General features: G+C 41.6%; 22 protein-coding genes. 21 read left to right on the top strand and 1 reads right to left on the bottom strand.

The window, feature by feature from the left end:
- Window positions 1–7 precede the first annotated feature (7 nt).
- Window positions 8–943 carry a cache domain-containing protein gene (locus tag PHC76_RS04270; RefSeq protein ID WP_299971918.1) on the bottom strand — a complete coding sequence of 312 codons (936 nt, stop codon included), beginning with the start codon at window positions 941–943 and terminating at the stop codon, window positions 8–10.
- A gap of 197 nt (window positions 944–1,140) precedes the next feature.
- Between PHC76_RS04270 and PHC76_RS04265 the strand changes: the two genes are divergently transcribed.
- From PHC76_RS04265 to PHC76_RS04165, 21 genes are all read left to right on the top strand, one after another.
- Window positions 1,141–1,551, top strand: a complete 411-nt coding sequence (locus PHC76_RS04265; RefSeq protein ID WP_299971916.1) for a rhodanese-like domain-containing protein — start codon at window positions 1,141–1,143, stop codon at window positions 1,549–1,551.
- A gap of 234 nt (window positions 1,552–1,785) precedes the next feature.
- Window positions 1,786–2,541 (top strand): molybdate ABC transporter substrate-binding protein, encoded by a 756-nt coding sequence (gene modA, locus PHC76_RS04260; RefSeq protein ID WP_299971915.1) that lies wholly within the window; start codon window positions 1,786–1,788, stop codon window positions 2,539–2,541.
- A 103-nt stretch (window positions 2,542–2,644) separates the two neighbouring features.
- Window positions 2,645–4,051 carry an OprD family outer membrane porin gene (locus PHC76_RS04255; RefSeq protein WP_300209819.1) on the top strand — a complete coding sequence of 469 codons (1,407 nt, stop codon included), beginning with the start codon at window positions 2,645–2,647 and terminating at the stop codon, window positions 4,049–4,051.
- A 180-nt stretch (window positions 4,052–4,231) separates the two neighbouring features.
- A complete protein-coding gene (locus PHC76_RS04250) occupies window positions 4,232–5,002 on the top strand; it encodes an energy transducer TonB (RefSeq protein WP_299974552.1) in 771 nt (256 codons plus the stop codon).
- 10 nt (window positions 5,003–5,012) lie between these two features.
- On the top strand, window positions 5,013–6,029 hold the full coding sequence (locus PHC76_RS04245) for an ABC transporter substrate-binding protein (protein WP_299974555.1): 1,017 nt from the start codon (window positions 5,013–5,015) through the stop codon (window positions 6,027–6,029).
- Entirely contained in the window at window positions 6,029–8,272 is a 2,244-nt protein-coding gene (locus tag PHC76_RS04240; RefSeq protein WP_299974557.1) for a TonB-dependent receptor, read from the top strand. Before PHC76_RS04245 ends, PHC76_RS04240 begins: the two co-directional genes overlap by 1 nt.
- 8 nt (window positions 8,273–8,280) lie before the next feature.
- Entirely contained in the window at window positions 8,281–9,300 is a 1,020-nt protein-coding gene (locus tag PHC76_RS04235; RefSeq protein ID WP_299974560.1) for an iron ABC transporter permease, read from the top strand.
- Window positions 9,291–10,076 (top strand): ABC transporter ATP-binding protein, encoded by a 786-nt coding sequence (locus PHC76_RS04230; protein ID WP_299974563.1) that lies wholly within the window; start codon window positions 9,291–9,293, stop codon window positions 10,074–10,076. Before PHC76_RS04235 ends, PHC76_RS04230 begins: the two co-directional genes overlap by 10 nt.
- 66 nt (window positions 10,077–10,142) lie before the next feature.
- Entirely contained in the window at window positions 10,143–10,601 is a 459-nt protein-coding gene (gene exbB, locus PHC76_RS04225; RefSeq protein WP_299974565.1) for a TonB-system energizer ExbB, read from the top strand.
- Complete coding sequence (locus tag PHC76_RS04220; RefSeq protein ID WP_299974568.1) at window positions 10,598–10,984, top strand: biopolymer transporter ExbD; 387 nt, start codon at window positions 10,598–10,600, stop codon at window positions 10,982–10,984. Before exbB ends, PHC76_RS04220 begins: the two co-directional genes overlap by 4 nt.
- 24 nt (window positions 10,985–11,008) lie before the next feature.
- The gene (locus PHC76_RS04215; protein ID WP_299974570.1) at window positions 11,009–11,617 is read left to right on the top strand and encodes a globin; all 609 of its coding nucleotides are present in this window, start codon (window positions 11,009–11,011) and stop codon (window positions 11,615–11,617) included.
- A 3-nt stretch (window positions 11,618–11,620) separates the two neighbouring features.
- Entirely contained in the window at window positions 11,621–13,774 is a 2,154-nt protein-coding gene (locus PHC76_RS04210; protein WP_299974573.1) for a TonB-dependent receptor, read from the top strand.
- Window positions 13,774–14,817 (top strand): ABC transporter substrate-binding protein, encoded by a 1,044-nt coding sequence (locus PHC76_RS04205; protein WP_299974576.1) that lies wholly within the window; start codon window positions 13,774–13,776, stop codon window positions 14,815–14,817. Before PHC76_RS04210 ends, PHC76_RS04205 begins: the two co-directional genes overlap by 1 nt.
- Entirely contained in the window at window positions 14,814–16,850 is a 2,037-nt protein-coding gene (locus tag PHC76_RS04200; RefSeq protein WP_299974579.1) for a TonB-dependent receptor plug domain-containing protein, read from the top strand. Before PHC76_RS04205 ends, PHC76_RS04200 begins: the two co-directional genes overlap by 4 nt.
- A 485-nt stretch (window positions 16,851–17,335) precedes the next feature.
- Window positions 17,336–18,400: an ABC transporter substrate-binding protein gene (locus PHC76_RS04195; RefSeq protein WP_299974582.1), complete on the top strand. Its 1,065-nt coding sequence runs from the start codon at window positions 17,336–17,338 to the stop codon at window positions 18,398–18,400.
- Window positions 18,397–19,014, top strand: a complete 618-nt coding sequence (locus tag PHC76_RS04190; protein ID WP_299974587.1) for a class I SAM-dependent methyltransferase — start codon at window positions 18,397–18,399, stop codon at window positions 19,012–19,014. The genes PHC76_RS04195 and PHC76_RS04190 overlap by 4 nt, the downstream gene beginning before the upstream one ends.
- 9 nt (window positions 19,015–19,023) lie before the next feature.
- The gene (locus PHC76_RS04185) at window positions 19,024–20,031 is read left to right on the top strand and encodes an LLM class flavin-dependent oxidoreductase (RefSeq protein ID WP_299974590.1); all 1,008 of its coding nucleotides are present in this window, start codon (window positions 19,024–19,026) and stop codon (window positions 20,029–20,031) included.
- Window positions 20,032–20,048: 17 nt separating this feature from the next.
- Window positions 20,049–22,130 (top strand): TonB-dependent receptor, encoded by a 2,082-nt coding sequence (locus PHC76_RS04180; RefSeq protein WP_300209817.1) that lies wholly within the window; start codon window positions 20,049–20,051, stop codon window positions 22,128–22,130.
- Between the two features lie 63 nt (window positions 22,131–22,193).
- Complete coding sequence (locus PHC76_RS04175) at window positions 22,194–22,988, top strand: class I SAM-dependent methyltransferase (RefSeq protein ID WP_299974634.1); 795 nt, start codon at window positions 22,194–22,196, stop codon at window positions 22,986–22,988.
- Complete coding sequence (gene modD / locus PHC76_RS04170) at window positions 22,985–23,836, top strand: ModD protein (protein ID WP_299974632.1); 852 nt, start codon at window positions 22,985–22,987, stop codon at window positions 23,834–23,836. Before PHC76_RS04175 ends, modD begins: the two co-directional genes overlap by 4 nt.
- Window positions 23,833–24,603 carry a sulfite exporter TauE/SafE family protein gene (locus tag PHC76_RS04165; RefSeq protein WP_300209815.1) on the top strand — a complete coding sequence of 257 codons (771 nt, stop codon included), beginning with the start codon at window positions 23,833–23,835 and terminating at the stop codon, window positions 24,601–24,603. The genes modD and PHC76_RS04165 overlap by 4 nt, the downstream gene beginning before the upstream one ends.
- Window positions 24,604–24,605: the final 2 nt, after the last annotated feature.

The following is a 24,605-nucleotide window of genomic DNA, read 5'->3' as shown; positions in this document are numbered from 1 at the left end:
AGCCCATTTAGTTAAATGTTTTGACGTTATCTTGAACCTGAGAGAATGCAATACGGATAACATAAAACAATAAAATCAAGATCAAAAAGCCCCCAATAGAATTAATAACCACTTGGCGGAGTAATACTTTTTTGGACTCATTGACCTGCTCTTCAAGAACACCTAATGGTTCTCCTAAAAATGCATAAGCTACAACATTACCAGAAAAATCTTTTAGCTGAACTACTTTTGTATAATAGTGGTTAGTAGTGAACGTTTTGGTATTGGTATCCAAAGTGGTTTGTTTTAACTCATCCAAAAATTCTTTATCAACTATTTTTTCTTGGGTTGCCAACGTCAAATTGGAACCTATTTTAGCAGCATCGTGAAGCTCTTTCGCCGTCTCTAGGTAACGGTTATCTAATGCAATAATGACATTTAAATTAAATTTCTTTTTTAATGCGGTAACAATCGTATCGGCTCCTTGCATGAATTCTACCGAACCAACATATTCATTACCGCTAACAATTGGTACAATGCCGCGTAATTCTACCCCTGTAACCCCTACTTCAAGTGCAAGAACGGGACTTCTCGTCTCTTTTACGGCTACGATAGATTTACGAAAACCACTCAGATCATCTCCGAATTTTTCTGGATTCCAAAGTCGAACAAAACTGTGAATATTTCGATCATGTACATGTATTTTTACATTACCGAATAGTGCGTTGTTTTTATACCTTTTTTTTATCGATTGAAGTGTCTCTAACACTTTTGTTCTATCGTTTGTTTTTAACCCCTCAATAATTCCCGTGTTTGTCGATATATTAATTGCATTCATCATCAACATAACATCCTGATCATCTATTGCTTTTGTATAAATCTTCTCCATAGAGGTCGCTTTATCAGCATAAATTTTCTCTTTTTGCTCACTACCAGACAACATACTACTAACCCAAATGCTCATACCAATAATTATTATTGCACTCCCGATTAGAATGTATTTCTTTTGAAAAATACCATTACTATTCATTATATTTATCTCCATTTTTATTTATTTATTATTGTAATCATATTGTTGCAATGTAAAAATAACGTAAATGTTATCTATTCCATACTATACTGCCGTTCTCAAACTACCATCTATTCCAAACGGAGTTATACATGAGTAAAAAACAAATTACTAACCTACTTTCATGGAGTGTACTGGCTTTAGTTGCTCTCTTTTTGGCCTATACAAAGGGGTGGATTTTTACTAACTTTGAATCGATTTCACCCAAACAAGCACATGAGATGTTACTGAAGGACAAAAACGTTGTTTTACTGGATGTGCGAACTCCTGATGAGTTTTCCCAAGAGTTTATCGAAGGTGCGACTTTGATACCGGTGCAAGCATTAAATGACACCCTTTTTAAACTGGAAGATAAAAAAGATAAAACAATTATTGTTTATTGCCACAGTGGTAATCGGAGTGTTACTGCATCACGAATACTTTCAGACAATGGATTTCACCCCCTTAATCTCAAAGGGGGAATTGCTCAATGGAAAAGTGATGGGCTTCCTGTAGTCCATTAATCCATGCCACACTTAGGAAATTTAATCATCATTTTAACGATATAAAATGGTGTACAATACTCTATCACATATATAACACAATTTTATCCATAATCGCTCCACTTTAAGATTTGTTTTCATATAATTCGTTATATCTTACAAAAGCTAACGAAAATGTCGTATTTTTTACGAACATTTTTTGCAATACAGTGTTTGTAATTTTCGCTATATCAAAATAGATACTAAGGAGTTTCAATGAAACTGTTAAAAATTGTATTGGCATCCCTCGCGTTTGCCTCAGCTCTTAGCGCACAAACGATTACGGTTGCAGCGGCGGCTAATCTCAAATATGCTTTGGCAGATATTGCCAAAGAATTTACCAAAGACTCAGGAATCGATGTTAAAATTATCACCGGTGCATCTGGAAAATTGACGCAACAAATCATGAGTGGTGCTCCGTATGATGCATTTTTGTCAGCGGATGTCGAATTTCCGGCGAAACTGGCACAAGGTGGGTTTACTACAACACCATCAACCGTCTATGCGTATGGCTCACTCGTACTGTGGAGTGATACAGGGGTGGATCTCTCCAAAGGTGTAGAAGTTGTCGCTGATTCTTCAGTGAAAAAAATTGCTGTTGCTAATCCTAAAACTGCACCATATGGTGTAGAAGCCATGAATACCATGAAATTTTACAAAGTTGCCGATGTGGCTACGCCTAAAATCATTACCGCTGAATCAATCTCACAAGTGGGAAGCTACGTAACTACTAAAGCGGTTGATGTCGGGTTTATGGCAAAATCAATCGTCCTAAGCCCAGAGATGAAAAATGTTGGTAAATGGGTCGAAGTTGATCCTAAAACCTATAATATTATTGATCAAGCGATGGTAGGACTTAAAAACGGTTTACCGGAAAATCAGATTGCGGCAAAAAAATTCTTGCGCTATATGTCATCACCAAAAGCACTTGAAATCTTAAAAGCGAGCGGATACGGCTTGCCAAAAAAATAATTACTCTGCCTCGATAGAGGCAAGTTTTAGTGCCTTAGCGGCTAGCATAGCCAAGGGGACTTTATTCCATTGGCATAAATAATAATGTAAATAAGGATCTATTATGACAAAACTTAGCATTGCAACAGCACTCATTTTAGGAACAACAGTGGTGGCTACTGCTGCGGATGTTTTAACCGATGCATTGGTAAACGGAAAGATGGAAAAACGTCTCCGCGTTCAATATTTTAATACTGATTGGGATAATAACGGAGCAACTGGAAAAAATGGTTCTGATGCGAACGGTCTTGCTGTTGGTGGTAGCTTGATTTATAAAACAGACCCTCTTTATGGAATCAGTGTCGGTGCAGGACTCTACACTACCCAAAATCCTATGGGACGAACAGACTCTTATGACGGTGCTACCGCAACTACCAGTAAAGATTTATTTTCACGTAACTCATCACGTTCAGCCACAGGAAGTATCATACCAGTAAGCTATGGAAAAGGATACGCTGTTTTAGCCCAAGCTTATGTGCAATACGACATTGCAAAAACAAAAGCAAAAGGTGGACGGATGCTCATGAGCAATCCATGGATTTCACCAAATGATACCAAAATGATCCCAATCGCTATAGAAGGGTATGAAGCTATCTCAAACGATATCCTCAACACAACTATACAGCTTGATTATGCCGATAAAATCAAAGAACGCGGGATGACCTATTTTGGCTCAATGGCTGATACAGGAGATACTCCGGATAAAATTGCTGCCTACTACAGCACCCACTATGCTACAGTTCAAGGGACACACGGCGATGCTCCGGGTGTAGCTATCCTCGGTATCAAAAATAAATCGATTGACAACCTCGAACTCCAAGCGTGGGGAATGCATTGGAACGATATCGTTGATGAGGGGATAGTCGAAGCCAATTACGCATTAGAAGCCGGTGATGCTATCGTTAGTTTCGGCGGACGTTACATTATACAGCGTGATAAAGGGGCAGGAAATATCATCGTACCTAAAAGCAATAATTTTGATACCGACAATAGCATCGACACCTCATTATACGCATTTCGTACATCCGTTAATTACCGCGCTGCAAAATTAACATTGGCTACATCGCATACAGCTAGTGGAGGTGACTTGATAGCTCCATGGCGCGGTTTTCCGACAGATGGATATACACGTAGTATGACGCAAACCGACTGGAATGCTGATACCCGTGCTTACAAAGCACAATTGGATTACGATTTTAATGCGTTAATATCGGGACTTAGCACTATGTTAAGTTATGCTACATATGATCGTGACCCCAGTAAAAAACCATACCAAAGTATGACGGATCGTGCCTTCCAAAACGGTGATACTAACCAATGGAATTTGGATGTTCTCTATAAACTCTCAGGAGGGTGGAAAGGGACTGAGCTAAAAGCACGATTTATGGATCAAAGTAATGATACAACAACCTTGTATACCAAAGATACCTCTAATCGTGAACTGCGTTTAGAAGCGAATTACTTTTTTTAATCCTAAAATTTCTGCCTCGGATGAGGCAAGCTTTCCTAGCCCAAGCGGCTAGCGTAGAGAAAGAGATTCTATCCCTTTCTCGCCAAAATGAAGTATGAGACGAGGCGACAGGAGTGTTTGTCTGCGGTTATTCAAATGCCTGTCGTCTCCCCTGATATTTTACTATCCTAAGGAAAAAAGATGCGTATTTCAAACTCTATCGTTATGTCAAATGAGATACAACATAATAATTTATTATTAAATATAAAATCGTTTGCATTCTCTTTTACCATTCACGCAACCTTTTTAGTCATACTATTTTATATTGCCGCACACCATACTATCCCACTTACAAAAGGGGAAGAGCGCGTTGTCATTTCACTGAGTGATTTTTCTTCTACCGATGGCGACATACATAAACTAGAACAATTACCGCAACCTAAACTAACTACTCCTGCACCAAAACCTCATGCCAAAACACCTCAACCGATTGAACCAACCCCTATTTCGGCAACGACCCCTGAGAGGATAGCTACGAAACAACCGACGCTCTCCTCTGAGGCGTCCGCGCCTCTAGCTGTACCTCAACACCCCTCAGCTCCGCCATCAACTGATGTTCATGATTCTCCTCATAGCGCACCTACAACTTCTGAAAAAGAGGTACCAAAAAACTCTGTTTTAGAAAACCAAATCGGCGGAGCGGCATTGGGACATATACGAGCTATGATCGAAAATGCCATCGCATACCCTGCTATCGCACGAAAATTGCGACTTGAGGGGGTAGTATTGGTTATGTTCGTTCTCAGACCCGATGGTACCGTTGAAACAGCACAAATCAAAAGCTCAAGCGGAAGCAATCTTCTCGATACCAAAGCGATTCAGACGATTCTCAGCCTCAGCGGTGATTACCCTGCTTTGGGTAAAACCTTTGAATTGAGTATCCCTATCGCGTTTAATCTCCATAAATCTTAAAAGGTTACCCATGAAGTCAATAATACTCCTCATAGCACTCTTTCTTACAACCTCGATGAGTGCGAAAACACTTACCGATTTAGACGGCAAAAAAGTGACTCTTCCCGATGTCACTGATCGGGTTTTCGGTTCATCCCCTCCGATGAACTATCTCCTCTATACCCTCAATCCTGAGAAAATGATTGGACTGAACTTCGCAGCAAAGAATTCAAATAACAGTGCTGACGAAAAATTCTTAAATCAAAAATTTCTCTCGTTGCCGGTGATTGGATCATTTCACGGTGGAGGTCAAAGTATCAATCTCGAAACACTCATGACCTACAAACCGCAACTCGTCCTCGTATGGCAAGATGATATGTTGGTTCAAACGGTGGCTCGTGAGATTGAAAAAACCAAAATTCCCACTTTTATGATTCCATTTCGAGAAGTTAACGATATGCCAAATGCGTTTCGTCTTGCCGGTAATGCTATCGGTGAAAACAAACGGGGTGAAGTCCTTGCGATCTATTCACAAGGTATTATCAGTGAAGTACATAACAGTGTTTCCAAGCTCAAACCTGTCCGCTATTATTATGCGGAGGGGATGGATGGGCTCTCAACCGAATGCGATAAATCGTTTCATGTCGAAGCAATGAATTTTGCAGGGGGTGAAAATGTCCATAAATGCCAACAAAGCGGTATTTTAGGGTTAGAAAAAATTAGCTTTGAAACTCTCCTCACCTATAACCCCGACGTTATTATTGTCCAAAATAGCAGTGTTTTCTTCGATCTAAAAAATGATCCAATGTGGAAAAATCTTCGTGCCGTAAAATCAGGACATATCCATCTCGTTCCGGTTCAACCGTTTAACTGGATCGATCGCCCACCATCGTTTATGCGTGTACTCGGTATCCAATGGTTAGCACATCTCTTCCATCCTAAAGAGTACAAAGTTGATTTATTGAAACGAACCAAAGAGTTTTACGACCTTTTCTTACATGTAAAACTAAGTGATGAACAAACTAAAAATCTAGTAGGAGATAAATAATGAAGCCCTCTATCTTTTTCCTCTCACTTGCCGCGTGTGCGGTTCTCACCGCAAATCCACTAGGAATCGAGCGAATCGTTGTCACGGATACCTTCGATGATGGTGATACTATGATTACCGATTCAAATCGTAGCAGTGCCAATCAAACGTTTAGCACCAAAAGTATCGCTACACTATCGACTCAAGCTAATATGAACCCTTATAGTGTTATCGCGTATTCCCCTTCTGTTAATTTTACCCCTGTTGATCAAGCGGGATCAAACGAACCATCGTATCACGATCCCATCCGTATTCGAGGAAAAAGCCAAAGCGGTCCGGGTGGGGTATTTATGGTCGATGGAATGCCGATTTCGAGTAATCCCGGCGGTGGAAAGCAGCTCATGGATATGGAGAATGTTAGCTCAATCGATTTACTCAAAGGATACTTACCTGTTGATAAAAATCTCGGTTTTTCGAGCCTCATCGGTAAAGTTGATATGAATCTTAAAGAGGCAAAAAACACTCTAGGAGCTGAAGTATCACAAAGCTTTGGCAGTAATGATTTTAAACGCACTTTTGTCCGAATTGATAGCAGTAAAATCGGTGATGTAGCGGTATTCGGATCATTTTCTGATCTTAGCAATGACAAAACAAAAGGTTCAGGTGAGCTGAAACGACTTAACGCTACCGTCGGTCTCACCTATACACCGACTAATGCATTAAAAACCAAAATCACCGCTATCCGCAACTCTGATGATCACCATAACTACTACAACCTCTCGTTTGCCGATACTACTAATCTCAGTGCAAATTTCAATAAAGAGTATGGCACGAGTAAACCAACCTCTTCCAATGATGTCAATTACTACGACTGGAACAAACAGAGTTTTGATACCACCGCCGTACTGGGAGAAATTGAGTATAAACCGACCTCAAACGATACTATCACGATTAAACCGTATTATAAAAAAGACAAAGGGGATTATTGGTATTCAAACGCCAGCAGTGATGGCAATGTTAGTAAAAACCGCGTAATTAATTGGCAAATAGACCATGACCTCTATGGAGCAACGGCATCATTTGATCACACCTTTTCTGAAGCACTGAAAACAAAAATCGGATATTGGTATCATAAACAGCTCCCTCCCGGGCCACCAAGTGATCAAGAGAAATACAAAGTGCTCAACGGTAGTTTAGTATATGATGGATACGGTGTTTTATCCGATAATGCTTATCATGTTTTACATGCTCCGTTTGGAGAGGTTAGTGGAGCCATAGCGCATTTTAATTATGTTGCCGGATTACAATACCAATCGTTTAAAATAGGGTCTCTGCAAAGCCATACGCTCAATACCAGTGCAACCACCAGTTCTGATTATGATACGGCACTTGCGACAACCGCCGTCGATTCATGGGCAAGTGTCAATGACAAAATATTCCATACCTTTATCCCCTCACTCTATCTTGGATATGCACTATCACCGTCAACTTCAGCGTATATCGATTACTCACGCACCTATGGATTTGATGTCAATCTTTTTCCTACCTATGTTTCGAATCGAGCCAACTTCGTAGCTAAAAATGTCACACTCCAACAGTTGTGGGATAAACTCGATTTAGAGCTCTCCAATAATATCGATTTTGGGGTAAAAACAACCATAGGAGCTGTAACGCTTAACCCAAGCCTCTTCGTCTCATTTGTCCAAAATAAACAGGCTAATATCTATGATCCACAGTACGGAGTTTCCTATCCTGCCAATATCGGCGATGCTCTTGGATACGGTGCAGAGTTCTCAGCTTATGGTCCGATTAATGAAAATTTTGAATTTCTCCTCGGACTCTCGTATAACCGTTATCAATTTACCCAGAACTTCCAAAGCGGTGCAACAACAACCGTCGACACCGATGGGAAACAACTCCCTGATGCACCGCAATATATGGCAAAAGCTGCCCTCTCTTACATGCTAGGCGATTGGACCCTTACCCCAAGTCTCCGTTATACTTCAAGCCGATGGGGAGATGTCCAAAATACCCAAAAAGTGGATGCCTATACATTGGTGGATTTTGATGTAGCGTATCGTATGGCTCAGTTTATGGGTTCACGTAATGCCATTTTCCGCCTTACGGCAACCAATCTTACCAATGAAAAGTATATTGCTACGATTAATGCAGCTGATAATGCTTTAGCAGCATCCGCTACGGCTTCAACTTATCAAACCGGTGAACCATTCGGGCTCTTCGCCAGCATTAATCTGAAATTTTAAGGCGCATGATGAAAAAAATTAAACCGGCGGGATGGATAATCGGCTCAACAATTTTGTTAATTGTTGTCGCTACTTTATCCCTATTATGGGGTCAGTACCCTATCACACTGGAGACATTAATAAGTTACCTCCAGTTTAAACTTCTCGGAGGGACAGGCAATGATACCTATACCCTACTCGATAATATTATCTTACAAATCCGTCTTCCGCGTGTATTGCTTGCTATCCTCATCGGAGCCGCACTCGCAACATCGGGTGCCGCGTTTCAGGCAATGTTTGTCAATCCTCTCGTCTCACCGGGGATTTTAGGGGTATTGGCAGGGGCATCGTTCGGTGCGGCAATGGGGATGCTTATCTCTCAACAGTGGTATGTCGTCCAGTTGCTCGCCTTTGCGTTCGGATTTGTCGCGGTCGGTGTTGCCGTACTCATCGGTACCATGGTCACCAACTCCCGTTCCACCGTCATGTTGGTTTTGGGGGGAGTTATCAGCAGTGCGCTGTTTACCTCGCTCCTCTCCATCATCAAATACCTCGCTGATCCCTACAGCACCCTCCCCGCTATCGTTTATTGGCTGATGGGGAGTTTGACTATGGCAGATTTACATGGAGTATTACTTATCTCGATTCCGATACTTGCCAGTGTCATCGGGATGATTGTATTGGGCAAATACTTCGATCTTATGAGCTTGGGAGATGAAGAGGCAAAAGCGTTGGGGATTAATGTCACGATGATTCGTCTGGGGGCTATCACACTCGCAACACTAGCCAGTTCACTCTCGGTTGTTATGGCGGGGATTATCGGATGGATTGGGCTTATTATCCCCCATATCATCCGTATGGCAGTGGGACCTTCACATCGTCTACTCATGCCCCTTTCGGCGATAGTGGGGGGAGCATTTTTACTCCTTGCCGATACCATCTCACGACTGGCATTCACTGTCGAAGTCCCCATCGGGATTCTCACGTCACTCATCGGGATTCCCGTCTTTATCATCGTACTTAAAAATGCGAGGGCAGCATGGAACTAAAACCTATCATAACGGTCAATGACCTCCATTTCTCTTACCCTACGCGTAGTGTTTTAGAAGGGATTGATTTTACTCTCCGTCGTGGCGAAGTGGTAAGCCTGCTAGGACCAAACGGATGCGGTAAAAGTACCCTCATCCGTCTTATCCTCAAACTCATCCATGCTTCGCGGGGTGAAATATGGCTCCAAGAAAAAACCCTTCACCGCTATTCGCACCGTGAGATTGCAGAGCATATCGCCTATATCCCCCAATACCACAATGTCCCTTTTAACTACAGTGTGTTGGAAATGGTACTGATGGGTCGTATCTCCAAACTCGGATTTTTCGCTGCTCCCTCAGCTCGTGATCACGTCATTGCACAAGAATCACTTGAGAGAGTCGGAATTTCCGATTTAGCCACGCGACCTTTCGGTCAGCTCAGCGGCGGACAAAAACAAATGGTGCTTCTCGCACGCGCTCTTACTCAGGGGGTTGACATATTTATCATGGATGAACCGGTATCGGGTCTCGATTACGGTAACCAAATACGCCTTTTGGAGCTGATTGTCTCACTGAGTGCCCAAGGCTACACCTTTCTCAAAACAACCCATTACCCCGATCATGCGCTACTGGTCTCCAGTCGTGTCGCAGTGATGAACCATGGAAAAATTATCGCAGACGGATTGCCTGAAGAGGTGATTACTCCCGATATGATCCGTGACGTTTACGGGATTGAAGCCGATCTCATCGTCCACGATACCCACACCCGCTGTCTCCCTATTTTCAATAAAGGGTGAGGGTAAAAAAATTGCATTACGTTATATCAAATTTGATATTAATACTAAACGAAGGAGAAATTATAAATGGTAAATAGTGATTGGCTGGAAGTTGCCCGTAATGGAGTTGATTATGGAATTATCGGACTTTTGCTTTTGATGAGCTTCGTATCTTTATCCCTTTTTATCGAGCGACTGATGGTATACGGCTCACTTCGAATCGGTGAGTATAAAAGCAAAGAGGAACTGGAACTCGATTTAGGAAATCATGTTGGAGTTATCGCTACTATCGGTGCGAATGCACCTTATATCGGGCTATTAGGGACAGTTTTAGGAATTATGATTACCTTTTATAGTCTCGGTGATATAGGGGCGGTTGATCCTAAAAAAATCATGACGGGGCTAGCTTTAGCACTCAAAGCAACCGCAATGGGGCTCATCGTGGCAATTCCTGCCATCGTATTTTATAACATTTTACTCCGAAAAATGGAGCGTTTACTCACTGCATGGGAAATAAATACCCTAAAAAGTAAAGGTGTTTCATGAAAATGAAACGTATGGATACGATTAACGTCATCCCGTTCATCGATATTATGCTCGTTTTATTGGTAATGGTTCTTACAACCGCTACTTTTATCAAAACAGGATTAATCCCTGTTGAGTTACCCGAAGCAAAAGGGTCAGCAACAGAGCATAAACCGACCGAACTAAAACTCACCATCAAAAAAGATGGAACCCTGTGGGTCGATGAAACCACTCAAGTGAGTTTAGAGCAGTTTGAACAAAAAGTGGTTTCAGGTGGCAAAGAGATGAGTGTTGTCCTCTATAGTGATAAAGAGTCGGCATTTCAAAACTTCGTCGGTGTTATGGATGTACTTAAACGTTTAGGACATGAACAGCTCTATATCGTAACCGATAAACAAAAATAGCAATTTCAATGCAAGGATAAAAAAATGAGTGAACACGAACACAAATCAAACAGTTGCCAAAATGGCCGAATTACCTCTTTTACCCAATTAGCTCAAATGGAGCAACAACCCAATAAACCCCGTTTTGGTGGTGAGAATATCCGTGTTGTCGATGCGATGATCGATATCATATTTCCCCCTGTCCCTTTTCCATCGAATAAGATTTTCAATGCACTGGGAGAAGTAAAAATCCGTGAAATGGTCTGGCATCACCACAAACTACTTCTTAAGACAAAAGTAGGTGATCTTTTCCCCAGAAATGAAGAAGCTTTGAAAATGGCAATCGATAAAAGTGCCGACTTTTTTGTAGAAGCTCTCGGCGGTGATCAAATTTTTACCGAACAACACGGTGAACCTCATCTGCGTATGCGCCATTTTAAAATCCCTATCGATGAAAATGATCGTGAAATATGGCTCGCAATGTATAAAAAAACCCTCAAAGAACTAGCGTTTCCACAAGAGCATCTCCAAGAGTTTTGGAACTGGATCGAACCTCTCTCTATCCGCATGATTAACCGTCGTACCAATATGGAGGCGATTAAACGTCATCATTGGGCGGATGTGGAAAAAGAATTACTGAAAAGTGGAGAATAAAATATGAATAGTAAATTAACCCTCTCGTTTGTAGCATCAATCATCATCTGCAATATTCAACTTTATGCTGATACTGAGACCAAAGAACTCAATACCGTCAATGTTGATAGCACAGCGATTATTGAGGATTCAACTATCGGTTCAAAAAATGTCGTTTCAGAAAATCAGATTAAAATCTATAACACCGCTGAACTTATTAACCCTTATAAATCGATTTCACTCGAACCGGGGGTTGACATACGTTTTAATGATCCATTAGGGATGAGTATATCGCATAAAATTCGGGGTAAAGATGACCGTAACATCGGTGAAGTTTTAGAAGGGTTACCACTAAAAGGAATCGGTCCAGGTGGTGGATTGGCAAGCATGGTCGATATTGAAAATATTGAATCGATCAGTGTCGAAAAAGGGGCGATTAAAGCCGATAGCGGATTTGGATACGGTAGTGACAACGGAATGGTTAATATGCATATTAAACGTCCTACCGATAAAATGGAAGCAACTCTCAAACAAGCCATCGGCAGTGACAGCTTTACCAAAAGCTATATGCGCGTTGATAGCGGTGAGATTGCCGATACTGCCAAATTTTTCATCTCAGGGTCAGTAACTGACGCTGATAAATGGAAAGGAGAAGGGAAAGCTATCGATCGTAATAATTTTGAATTTGGGGCTTCCAGTACATCCAAACAACCTATCCAATGGGAAGTATATGGTATTTATAACGATCAATTTCAACATAACTACGCAGGTTTGACCTACGCACAGAGTCAAAACCTTTCTACTTATAGAGATTTAGATTACCAAACGAGTAATCCTTCATCTTCTTCGTATTACGATGATAACAAACAAGATTTCCAAACATGGACACTCTTCGGTAAACTCAGAGTTCCCCTCTCCTCCGTTTCATCCTTAACTTTTAGACCTTATTATCTCAATGATAAAGGGTATAGTTATTCAACAAGCGGAACAAAAGTCCAAGATTGGTTGGTTGAGCATAACACATATGGTGGAGTCGTTGAATTTGAGACCAAACTGGGTGATGCAAAAATTAAACTTGGCTATTGGCATGAAGAGGACGAACCACCGGGACCACCAACAAGTCAAAAATTAAGAGTTGCAGGGACATTAGCCTTTGATAGTTGGAGCAGACTTGTCAATGTTGAAGAAAAACATAAATTTGATGCCCCATTTTTAACCTATGAACAAGCATTTGGAAATACGGTGGTTGAAGCAGGAGTTAAATATTTATTCCTCTCATCACCGACCCTCGTTACTTACAAAACAACCGGTATCGGTGACGTAAGTTACGAAGACGCTCTATCACAAGCGACCAATATAGCGTACACCTTACCGTCCCATTCGTTTGAAGTGTTCTTACCGAATATTGGATTTACCCACTTTTTGGATGATTATTCAAACATTAAAGCCAGCTATGGACGCAACTGGAATACCCTAAGTTATAGCGGATTCAGTACAACCCTTAGCGACAGTGTTGCAAAACAATATTGGGCTGGGCTAAGACCGGAAGAATCGGATAATTTTGATTTAGGTTATACCTATCAAAATAGTAAATTCTCTTTTTCACCGACACTTTTTTATTCGTTGGTGAAACATGTAGGGGGAAGTTTTTATGACCCTGTTTTAAATGCAACGTATGCCCAAAATACGGCAGAAGCAGAGTCGTATGGAGTTGAGCTCGGAGCGAGTTACAACGTTTTGGATAATCTCACACTAAATGCAGCTGCAACGTATAACCGTTATACCTTTACCACCGATATCCAATCTTCCTCGACTGCCTATATCGCGTGTAAAGGTCATCAACATCCAAACACTCCGGAATATTTTGGAAATATCTCTGCCCAATACGATTTAAGCGGATATAAAATTACTCCGATTGTACGATATGTAGGGAAACTTTATGTCGATACATTAGGGCAATACAGTGTTAATCCTTATACTCTCGTAGACCTTTCACTCAACAAAGAATTTGGTTTAGGAAATGGGCATAGTATAGATTTATCACTCTCTGCTACCAATCTTTTGAATAAAAAATATATCTCAACATTTTCAGCATCAGAAATCAATATCGTACCTGAAACCACCTATACCGTTGGCTCACCAAGAGCTCTTTTCGCATCGGTACAGTATAAGTATTAATGATGTATAAAAATGTGCTTTTCTCTCTTATTATTGTTGCTTTACTAGGGAGTTCTTCCCTAGCAAATCAAGCTTGCGATAAGAAAGTTCCCGATTTCACCGGCAAAGAGATTTGTATCCCTCCAAAAATCGATAAAATCATTATAACCTGCTACGGTGGAGGCTCTCAGGAAATCGCACTTTTTATGGGTGCAGATAAAATTATTGCCCATCCAGACACCAAAGCGTTCGAGGAGTTTTTAAAGATTTATCCAGATCTTAAAAATGTCCCCAGTGTCGGAACGTTTAACGATGTCAACCTCGAAACACTTCTCAAACTTCAACCAACTATAGTCTTTGCCGGTATCACCTCCTCTATGATGAATGAACGTATCCATTCTGCCGGAATTCCCGTTTATACGCTGGGGATAGGAAAACATTCACTTAAATCTCTCCTCGAGGAATTCGATCACGTAGGTGCCATTCTCAACAAAAAACAAAAAGCAGATGCCATTATCAATTATTGGAATACAACCCTTGCCCTTATCGATAAACACCTCGCGAAAATTGAGCCTTCTAAACGTAAAAAAGTGTTTTACACCAGTGCAGCAGGAAAAATGGGAGCAGAGAGTCCTAAAAGTTGGGGCGATGAGTTTATCGAATCTGCCGGCGGTATCAATGTCGCGGCAAAAATCCCGTTTCAAGGTGGTGTAAATTCTGAGGTTCTTAATGTTTGGAATCCTGATGTCATCATCACGACAACCAACGGAAAAAACAACCTAAATGTGGAAGGGATTCAAAAAGACCCCGCATTATCGCAACTTAAAGCGGTAAAAGAGAAACAACTCTATCAAGCACCTATCGGAACATTTTGGTGGGATCGCCCTTCTCCCGAATCGATACTTGGGATTTTGTGGTTAAGCAAAATCTTATACCCCGAAGCAATGAAAGATATTAATCTCAAACGTGAAACGAAAGATTTTTATAAAAAGTTTTACGGCTACACCCTCACTGATAAAGAGTATGAGGGATTTTTTACAAACCACACTAAGGACATCAAATGAAACAACAAACCCTGTTCAGCCTATTGGCTGCCACACTATTGGCATCATCATTACAAGCAAATGAAACCGCCGCACTAGAACCGGTAAAAGTAACCGCGTCTGAGATTCATGAGCGTGATGACATCAAACTTGACAGTCCTACAAATCTATATCGCGTCGAAAAAACGGCTGAGGCAGGAACACAAGTTTTTACGAAAGCTGATATTGATGCCTATGCACCGAAAGATTTCTTCGATCTCATGGATAAAGCCGTAGGATTGGATTTGACGTATCAAGGACGAAAAAGCCCATTTTTTCTAAACATGCGTGGTGGCGGAAATATCACCTATATCATCGATGGTGCTATTCTTCCCTCTACGAGCAATCGTATTTTACAAAAAATTCCGATGTCAGCTATCGAAGAGATTCAAGTCATTCGTGGTTCTACAGCTCTTTATCTCGGACCATCCATCGGTATCGGTGCATCTAATAGCGGGTCGGGAATCAATACCGGTTTTATCGTTATACGTACTAAACAGCCAAAAAAAACAGAGGGTTTAATCAGTGCCTACGCTGAAAAAGCGGGGGATCATCCGAGCGCAAATGGTGAAAATATTTTTGTCGGAACTCATCTAGGATCAGTTGAATCAGGATTTAGCGGATACATTGGCGGATTAGTCTCTCGTTATGACCGACCTAGCCAAGACACATGGTTCGACGGAAGTGATGCACAATCAGGAATGATTACAGGAGGAGTAACGTTCGGTCGTTTTAACATCAATCTAATGGGGTATAAAGACGAAGGTCGTTTTGAGATGCAGCGCGGAGTTACCGTAACAGGGGCACTAGATAATTCAAAATGGTATTACGACCCTATAAATACAAAAATCATTTCATCTGATATGGGAATGCAATGGAGTGAATCACAAAACACCCTTTTTTCTATATTCTCTACACAATATAATCAAAAAGAGATTGCAGAAAGTTTTGCTAATAACTCTCATTCTGAAAAAACATATGAAGAAAAAACTAATGGCTACAGTTTACGCCACAGTGCCCGTTTTGGCGATACACTTATCCAGCTCGGTGGACAATCAACCAATTCTAAAGGTTTTGGACCAAATCTCAGTAGTAGTTACAACCGATTTGATACTTCCGTATTAGGTTGGTCAGCATCTATAGAACAAAAATTATTTGGTGGTGATGTCATACTCGATGCAGGTTACCGACAAGATCAAAAACACATTAATAACTCTAGTACAAGTACCACTAAAGATTCTGCAAACAATGACGTTGACATGGCACCTGCACGTGTCATCGCATTAGGAGCATTGTGGAATATTACTCCTATGTTCTCTCTAAATGGTCGCTATTTCCAAGGAACAGAAGGGACAGGAGGTGACTTCGATCTCAAAACTCAAGATGGTTCAGTTCTCCATGCTGAAAAACAAAAACGTACCGAAATAGCATTAGAAGCTAAAATCGCATCGTATTTCAAACCAACGCTTACATGGTTTAATGTCGATTTTAACAATCAAAAAAGTGCTTCGAGTAATACCTACACTGACACTGATGGCAATATTTATTATTACTACACTGAAGCCGATTCACTCCGTCGCGGAATAGAACTTGCCTTCAAAGGAAAATCAAACGGATTTGATTATCTTATTGCGTGGACACACATGACTGATATTTCTACAACCAATGTATCAGGAGTTACGACAGATTACATTGCAATTGAAAATCCTGAAGATAGTTTTACTGGAAAAGTTGGTTATACATGGAATAACTATCGTGCCAATATAAGTGCAAAACGGGTCAGTGAATATCACCAATCTACCAGTGCTATGGGGACTGCATATGCGGTAAATCTTGGTGATTATACCCGTGTTGATGCAAATATAGCAGGTGATTTCAAACTTAGTAATTTAACATTCACTGCAAAACTTTACGGACGAAATCTCGGCGATGAGCAATACGCAACTCGTTATACCACCGGTTATTACTATGATCGTGGACGTACTCTCGGTTTAGAACTCTCTATGGCGTTTTAATAACTGATGTTACGCAGTAGTCTTTTTCCCCGTCATCCTCGGACTTGATCCGGGGATCCATCCCCCTAAATGCAGAGCTGGATTTACCCACAGGGGGCACAATGCCCGCCTTCGCGGGAATGACGAATGAAAAGGTTGTTTTTAAAGAGAAAAACAAAACACTGCGTAACATCAGTTAATAGTTACTAGGGAGCACATCTTCCTGTGCGTTTGAACCTCATGACTATTTCTTTCTTTCTTAAAGCTTATTCCTCTATGACTGGACCCCATAGAGGGGTAATATAAAATCACTAAAATATCAGAATATATTGATTCTATTTAAAAGACAATATACGACATATTTGTATAAGTTTTAAAGATATTTTCTTTATAATACGTTATATCTCATAAGCTATAACGTAATTGTTACGATTTTAATGGAATTTTTATTGCATAAAACAAATTATTGTTATATCAAATATGACACTACGTTTCAAGGAAAACAGATGAAAAGATTATTGTTAACAACGCTTTTAGCTCTATCGCTCGGGCTTGAAGTATCTGCTCGTGAAACCACCGATATGTTAGGACGCAAAGTTGACGTCCCTGAAAACCCTAAAAAAGTCTATGCACCCTCACCCTATGGTTCGTATGCACTCTACGCGATGGATCCAACACTATTGGCGGGATGGATTTTCGAGATTGATAACGAGAATCTCCCCTATCTCCATCCAACTATGAAAACGCTACCTACCATCGGGAGAGTTTTCGGTGCAGGGGAAAGTGCCAACCTCGAAATCCTCCTTGCCGCCAAACCGGATTTAATTTTGATGTGGCAACACACCAATGAGTTCAACGTCAAAGAGGCAGAGAAACTCAAAATACTCAATGCTCCTTTCGTCTATGCTGTCGATGAGAGTATCGAAGACTATACCAATATTTTCAAATTCTTAGGAAAAGCTCTAAACCGTGAGGAACGGGGAAACAAACTCGCCGCCTATAGCGAAAAAACCTTTACCGATGTACGTAATACGGTAGCTAAAGTCCCCGCCAACAAACGACCTAAAGTCTATTATGCCGAAGGATTAGACGGTCTGAGTACCGAATGTGATGACTCCATCCACGTACAACTGCTCAAACTCGCAGGTGATGTCGATGTCCACCGATGCCATACTTCCAATCATAAAGGGTTTGAGAAGATGTCGATGGAAACCATTCTCGCCTATAACCCTGATGTTATGATTGTTCAAGAGAAGATGTTTTATGACAAAATCAACACCCTCCCTATCTGGAAAAATATCAATGCCGTCAAAAACAATCGTGTCTATCTGATTCCAAAAGCACCGTTTAACTGGTTCGACCGTCCGCCCTCATTTATGCGGATTATGGGACTTAAATGGTTAATGAGTGCGCTTTATCCTAAAGAGACCAAAATCGATATCAAAAAAGAGACCAAAGAATTCTATAAACTCTTTATGAATGTAAACCTCACCGATAAACAGTTACAAGAGGTTCTCCATCCAACCATCGAATACAAAAAGAAAATTGACGGAGCAACACCAAAATCATGAAAGGTGCAACCAATCCCAAAAATTTCGATCGAATCGTCCGTGAAGTTTTCGCCCCTATCTACCCTACGATAGCCGAACAGATAAAGGAGAGAACCAAAATCACACAGGGAAAATGTCTCGATGCGGGATGCGGTACGGGAGCATTAGGACGTGCAATGGCGAGGATAAGTGATTTAGAGATTCTCTTTTTTGACCAATCTGATGAGATGCTTAGCCTCGCACGCGGCTATGCCGATGATGAAAAATTGGGCGACCGAAGCACCTTTCTCCAAGGGAATATTCATGCAATAGGATTAGAGGATGAGAGTGTCGAACTGGTTATCAGTCGCGGTTCATCCCCCTTTTGGGAGGATTGGCACAAAGCCTACAGTGAGATTCTACGGGTATTAAAATCGGATGGGATAGCGTATATCGGAGGTGGGTTCGGTAATGCTGAACTTCGAGATCAAATCGTTAAAACAATGAGTGAAAATAACCCTGATTGGCGTAACTCGTTCAAAGACCGAATCGGACCTGAACGTGAAGCCCTTCCGGGTATTCTTACCACCCTCAACCCGACTAGTTTTTATATTATCAACGATGAAAGCGGCTTTTGGGCTGTTATCACTAAATAAGGATTGTCCATGAAAATAGGTCTATTTTGTCTTACCGAGCATTTCGGTGGAAGCGTTCAAGAGAGCATTATGGAGCAACTTCGCCTCGTCGAACTTGCCGATGAATTGGGATTTGATGAGGCATGGTTTGGGGAACACCATTTTAACGGCTTTAGTGTCATCCCCGATCCTGCACTTATGATTGGGTATGCAGCGGCGCGTACCGGATGTATCCGACTGGGTACGGCTGGATTTCTTGCCCCGTTTTATCACCCCGTTCGTCTGGCTGAAAGCATCTCTGTACTAGACAATATCAGTGATGGACGGATTAATGCAGGATTTGCAAAAGGGGGATTCGCCCCCGATAACAAACACTTTAGTCGTGATCCCGATAATCTCCGTAATGCGATGTTTGAGATTACCGAAGCGGTAGATGAGCTTTTGCATACTAAAAGTTCCTCATATAACGGAGCTTTTGCGTCATTTGAGAATGTCAATCTCCAACCAAAACCGTTTCAAAAACGAATCCCCTTTTTCGTAGCGACCTTCGCTAATCCCGACACAATCCGTTTTGCCGCGCGACACGGTTATGGGTTATTGATGTCGCAAGGCGCGAGCATAAATGAGTGTATCGAAGCACAAAAACTCTATCGCTCTATCGCCGATGTTGATCCTGAAATAGTCCTCATGCGGGTATTTTGTGTCGCAGATACCTATGATGAAGCGTATACTATTGCCAGACCCTCCGTCGATCATTTCGTCAAATCGATGCGCGCCGCCTCTGCCCAAATCCCCCCACCGATTTATGATCAAGATAAATACGATGCAATACTCGCCGAACGTGAAGCTTTTTTTGATGGAGAAAAGTTTTTTGACAATGCTATTTTAGGAACGACTGAGCAGTGTATTGCCACCATTAAAACCATCCAAAAGGAGCTTACCAACGTCCACTTAATTCTCAAACCCTCATCCGCCGATTCGGGTCAAAATCGGTTGATGCTTTGTGAATTCAATGTAAAAATCCGACCCCATATTTAAAACAAAAGGAAGAAAAAATGAAAAAACACCTAATGATTCTCTCACTCGCTACAATCTCTGCTCTTTATGGAGCCGATAACGGGGTTTTCGAACTTGGTAAAGTTGACGTATCCGCAACCACAGAAACATCTGCCGGAGCGACTACCATCATAGATGCGCAAACCATAGAAAATTACAATGCTAAAACCATTGTTGAAGCACTCAATCTAATACCGGGTACTTCCATTCAAAGTTTTGGTGCTCGAAATGAGCAAATGATTATGATACGTGGATTTGACGTCAAACACGCCCCTCTCTTTATCGATGGTATCCCTATCGCCGTACCGTATGACGGATATGTTGATTTTTCACGATTTACGACGTTTGATCTCTCGGAAATCGAAGTTTCAAAAGGTCTTGCCTCTCCATTATTGGGTGCGAATACCTTTGCCGGTGCTATCAATCTCGTTACCAAAAAACCGACAAAAGCTTTTGAAGGAGAAGTAGGACTCGGCGCATTTAGCGGTAACGGGAAAACCGGATACATCAATTTAGGATCTAATCAAGGGAGCTATTATGTTCAAGCATCAGCCTCGAAGACTCAGCGTGATACCTATCCTCTCTCCGATGACTTTACGGTTAAAAATGCAACAAATGAAGAGGGTGGTGATCGCAACAACGCCTATGCCAAAGACGATAAAATCAATCTAAAAGCAGGATTTACACCGAATGCTACTGATGAATACGCTCTCAACTATATTCGTCAAAATGCAGATAAAGGGGTACCTCCTGATGTAGCTGCGAACTTAGCTGGACGCGGTTTTTGGCAATGGAGATATTGGGACAAACAAAGTCTCTATTTCCTCTCTAAAACCGATTTTGGCAATTGGTATGTAAAAAGTCGTTTGTTTTACGATAAGTTCCAAAATTCACTCGCAATCTATACTAACAACGGCTTATATAACACTTTTGCATACGGCGGTGTCGGTAATCCAAGCTGGTATGATGAGTATACCAAAGGTGCTTCTGTTGAGAGCGGCGTGAAACTCTCCTCTTCAAATACCCTTAAAATGGCACTTCATTACAAAATCGATGATCACCAAGAAGGGGGTGAAAACCAAGCGGCAGTCTATGAGATGAAAGATACCATCAGTTCATTAGGGCTTGAAGATACCCACACCTTTTCGGATGCACTAAAACTTACCATTGGAGCGAGCTACGATAAAGAAAAAATCGATACCGCACAAAATACCCAATACGGAAAAGCTAATACCAATTATTATAATGATGCTACGGGAACTAGCCAAAATACAACGACAGGATATACCACCGATCAAGAGTTTGCCCATGGAGACACCTCCTCATTTAATCCGATGATTAAACTCAGCGGTAATATTGATTCAACACTATCATGGTATACAGGGGTATCTGGAAAAAGTCGTATTCCATCCATCAAAGACCGATACTCGTTTAAATTTAATTCATTCGTCCCCAATCCCGATTTAAATGTTGAAAAAACAATTAACTACGAAGTGGGCGGAACTAAATCATTAGCAAATGCCTCATTCAGTGGTGCCGTATTTTATGCAGATGTAAGCGATTACATCCAAAATGCTTATATTCCATTATGGTACAAAAGCGGTACTACCTACACCCAACAACAACAACTCCAAAACGTCGGAAAAGTAACTCAAAAAGGGTTTGAACTTTCAACCGTTTATGCCCCATTAGAATCTTTATCGTTTGAAGGAAGTTATACCTACCTCAAAATGACCAACGAAGTCGATGAGAGTCAAAAAATCACCGACGTACCGAAAGAAAAATTCATCGCGACTGTTGCCTATACTCCAATCGAAAACTTTACATGGTTTAACACCTATGAATACGATTCACAGCGTTATGCCGCTATCGGAACGAGTGGAACCGCACCTAACACGAAAAATCTTTATGATGTAACCGGATGTGTCTCTGTATGGAATACCAAAGCAACTTATAATGCAACCAAAGCACTCTCTTTTGATCTCGGTATCAACAATGTACTTGATCGCAACTACTATTTTAGTTACGGATATCCGGAAGCAGGACGCGTTGTATTTGGAAATGCTCGATACAAATTTTAATCACCTTTGGGGAGTTGTTCTCCCCAATATTTCAGTATAATAATAACTATATCAGGAGAAACAATGTTTTTAGAATCGATAAACTTTCCCGCGATGTACCGCGCCCATAAAGCCACTACCGATTTCAAAGGCAAATCCAGTAGTGATTGGGATGAAAAATCGGCAGATATGGCGGCATCCGTCATTAATAGCCCCTACGTGAACGATTTCATCTCCCGTATGAATATCACGGGAGATGAAGTGGTTCTCGATATCGGATGCGGACCGGGAACACTTGCTATCCCTTTGGCAAAACAGGTTAAAGAGGTGATTGCTATCGATTTCTCCGCTCAAATGCTTGAACAACTTCGTGCCTACGCCGAGCGCGAAGGGGTCACCAACATACGCACCTACCATATCGGTTGGGACGATGATTGGAGTCATTTGCCACAAGCCGATATTGTCGTAGCATCCCGCTCGATGGAGGTCTCCGACATCGAAGCGGCTCTTACAAAAATGTCCGCTCATGCATTAAAAGCGTGCTATCTCACCTATAAAGTAGGAGGGAGTTTCGTCGATATGAACATCCTCGACTACATCGGAAAATCAGTCAAAACCAAACCCGATTACTGGTATATTCCGATTATTCTCTACTCCCATGGCTATCTTCCCCGTATCGATTACATCGAAACAGGACGGGGAAGTGTCCGAGCAAACAGTGAGGATGAATTTGTCGAATCACTCATTTGGAGCGTCCATACGTTAGACGAAGAGCAAAAAAACAAAGCCCGCCAATACTACCGTGAGATTATTGTAGGACAAAACCGCCCTCCTCGCATGGTCAACTGGGCATTTATCGGATGGGAGAGCGCAAAATGATTATTCTCAACGACTTTGAACTCGAAGCACTGTTAGCCGAAGATGTCCCCTATGGTGATTTAACCACCAAAAGTCTCGGTATCGATACCCAACGCGCACGTATCACCTTTTCAACCCGTGAACGCCCCCTCGTCGTCTCCTGCATGGAAGAGGCGGTACGTCTGTGCGGACTTTATGGTTTAGAGATTGACGGGTTTGTAAAATCAGGAACCCTTGTCCCCCCTAAAAGCATCTTTCTTGAAGCCCACGGTGAAGCGGGCAATATCCACCGTATTTGGAAAAGTGTTCAAAACCTCATCGATTACGCAAGCGGTATTGCTACTTACACCCGTGAAGCCGTTTTATTAGCCCGTACCATCAATCCCGATATTGTTGTCGCCACCACCCGAAAAACGACCCCGTTTACGAAAAAAATTGCCATCAAAGCGGTCGAATCGGGTGGAGGTGTTGCCCATCGATTAGGTCTTTCAGAATCCATCCTCGTATTTGAATATCACCGTATATTTTTCCCCGCTGAGGAAGCATTTGCCGAAGCACTCAACCGTGCTAAAAAAGCCAACCCTGAGAAAAAAATCGTTATGGAAGCTGAAGATATTGACCATGCATTGAAATTTGCCCGCATGGGAGCCGACATCCTCCAACTCGAAAAATTTTCCCTAACGAAACTTTCCGATGCAATACGAATCCTCCGCGCCGATTATCCCCATATTACGTTGATTGCCACAGGAGGGATCAGTACCAAAAACATCGCCGAATATGCGAGCACGGGAGTCGATATGATCGTCACTTCATCACCGTATAGTGCACAACCTGCCGACATCAAAGTGAAAATTGAGCCGCTATTTTGATAAAACCATTTTTCTACGGAGCGCTTATCGGTATTTTAGGGGGATTGATGGGGCTAGGCGGTGCAGAGTTCCGCCTCCCTATTCTCACCTTTATCTTTGATTTTGCAACCCTTCATGCAGTGGTGATTAATCTCATCATTTCATGGGTTACCGTTATCTCATCACTAATATTTAGATGGGAGTCATGGGCTGCCATAGAACCGTACTGGACAATCGTTTTAACGCTTCTCTCTGGTTCCCTTATCGGTGCTTCATTCGGTGCCTCTTTGGCATCACGTATTGATGAAAAAAGACTTGACCGTATTGTTGCACTGCTGTTAGGTATAATAGCACTTGTTATGATTACAGAATCACTGATTCATTTTGACCCTTTGCGAATAAATTTTATTGCAATGAGCTTTCTTGGTTTTAGTGCAGGTGTTATTATCGGACTTTTTAGCAGTATGCTTGGTGTTGCGGGAGGAGAACTCATTATCCCCACAATTGCACTGCTCTATGGAGTTGATATCAAAATAGCCGGAACCCTTAGCCTGATGGTTAGCTTACCGACTATTATGGTGGGACTTTATCGATACCGAAACAAAGAACCTTTTGCCATGGTCAAACCGAATATCCCCCTTATCGGATGGATGGCAGCGGGATCAATTTTAGGAGCTTGGGTAGGGAAATCGATGCTAGGTCACTTTTCAAGCGGACATTTACACATATTTTTAGCAGTGATTCTCTCCCTCTCTGCCATTAAACTCTACAAAAAAGGGATGCAATAGTT

The organism is Sulfuricurvum sp. (genome assembly GCF_028710345.1).
GTDB lineage: Bacteria > Campylobacterota > Campylobacteria > Campylobacterales > Sulfurimonadaceae > Sulfuricurvum.
This window is presented reverse-complemented; position numbering and strand designations above follow the sequence as displayed.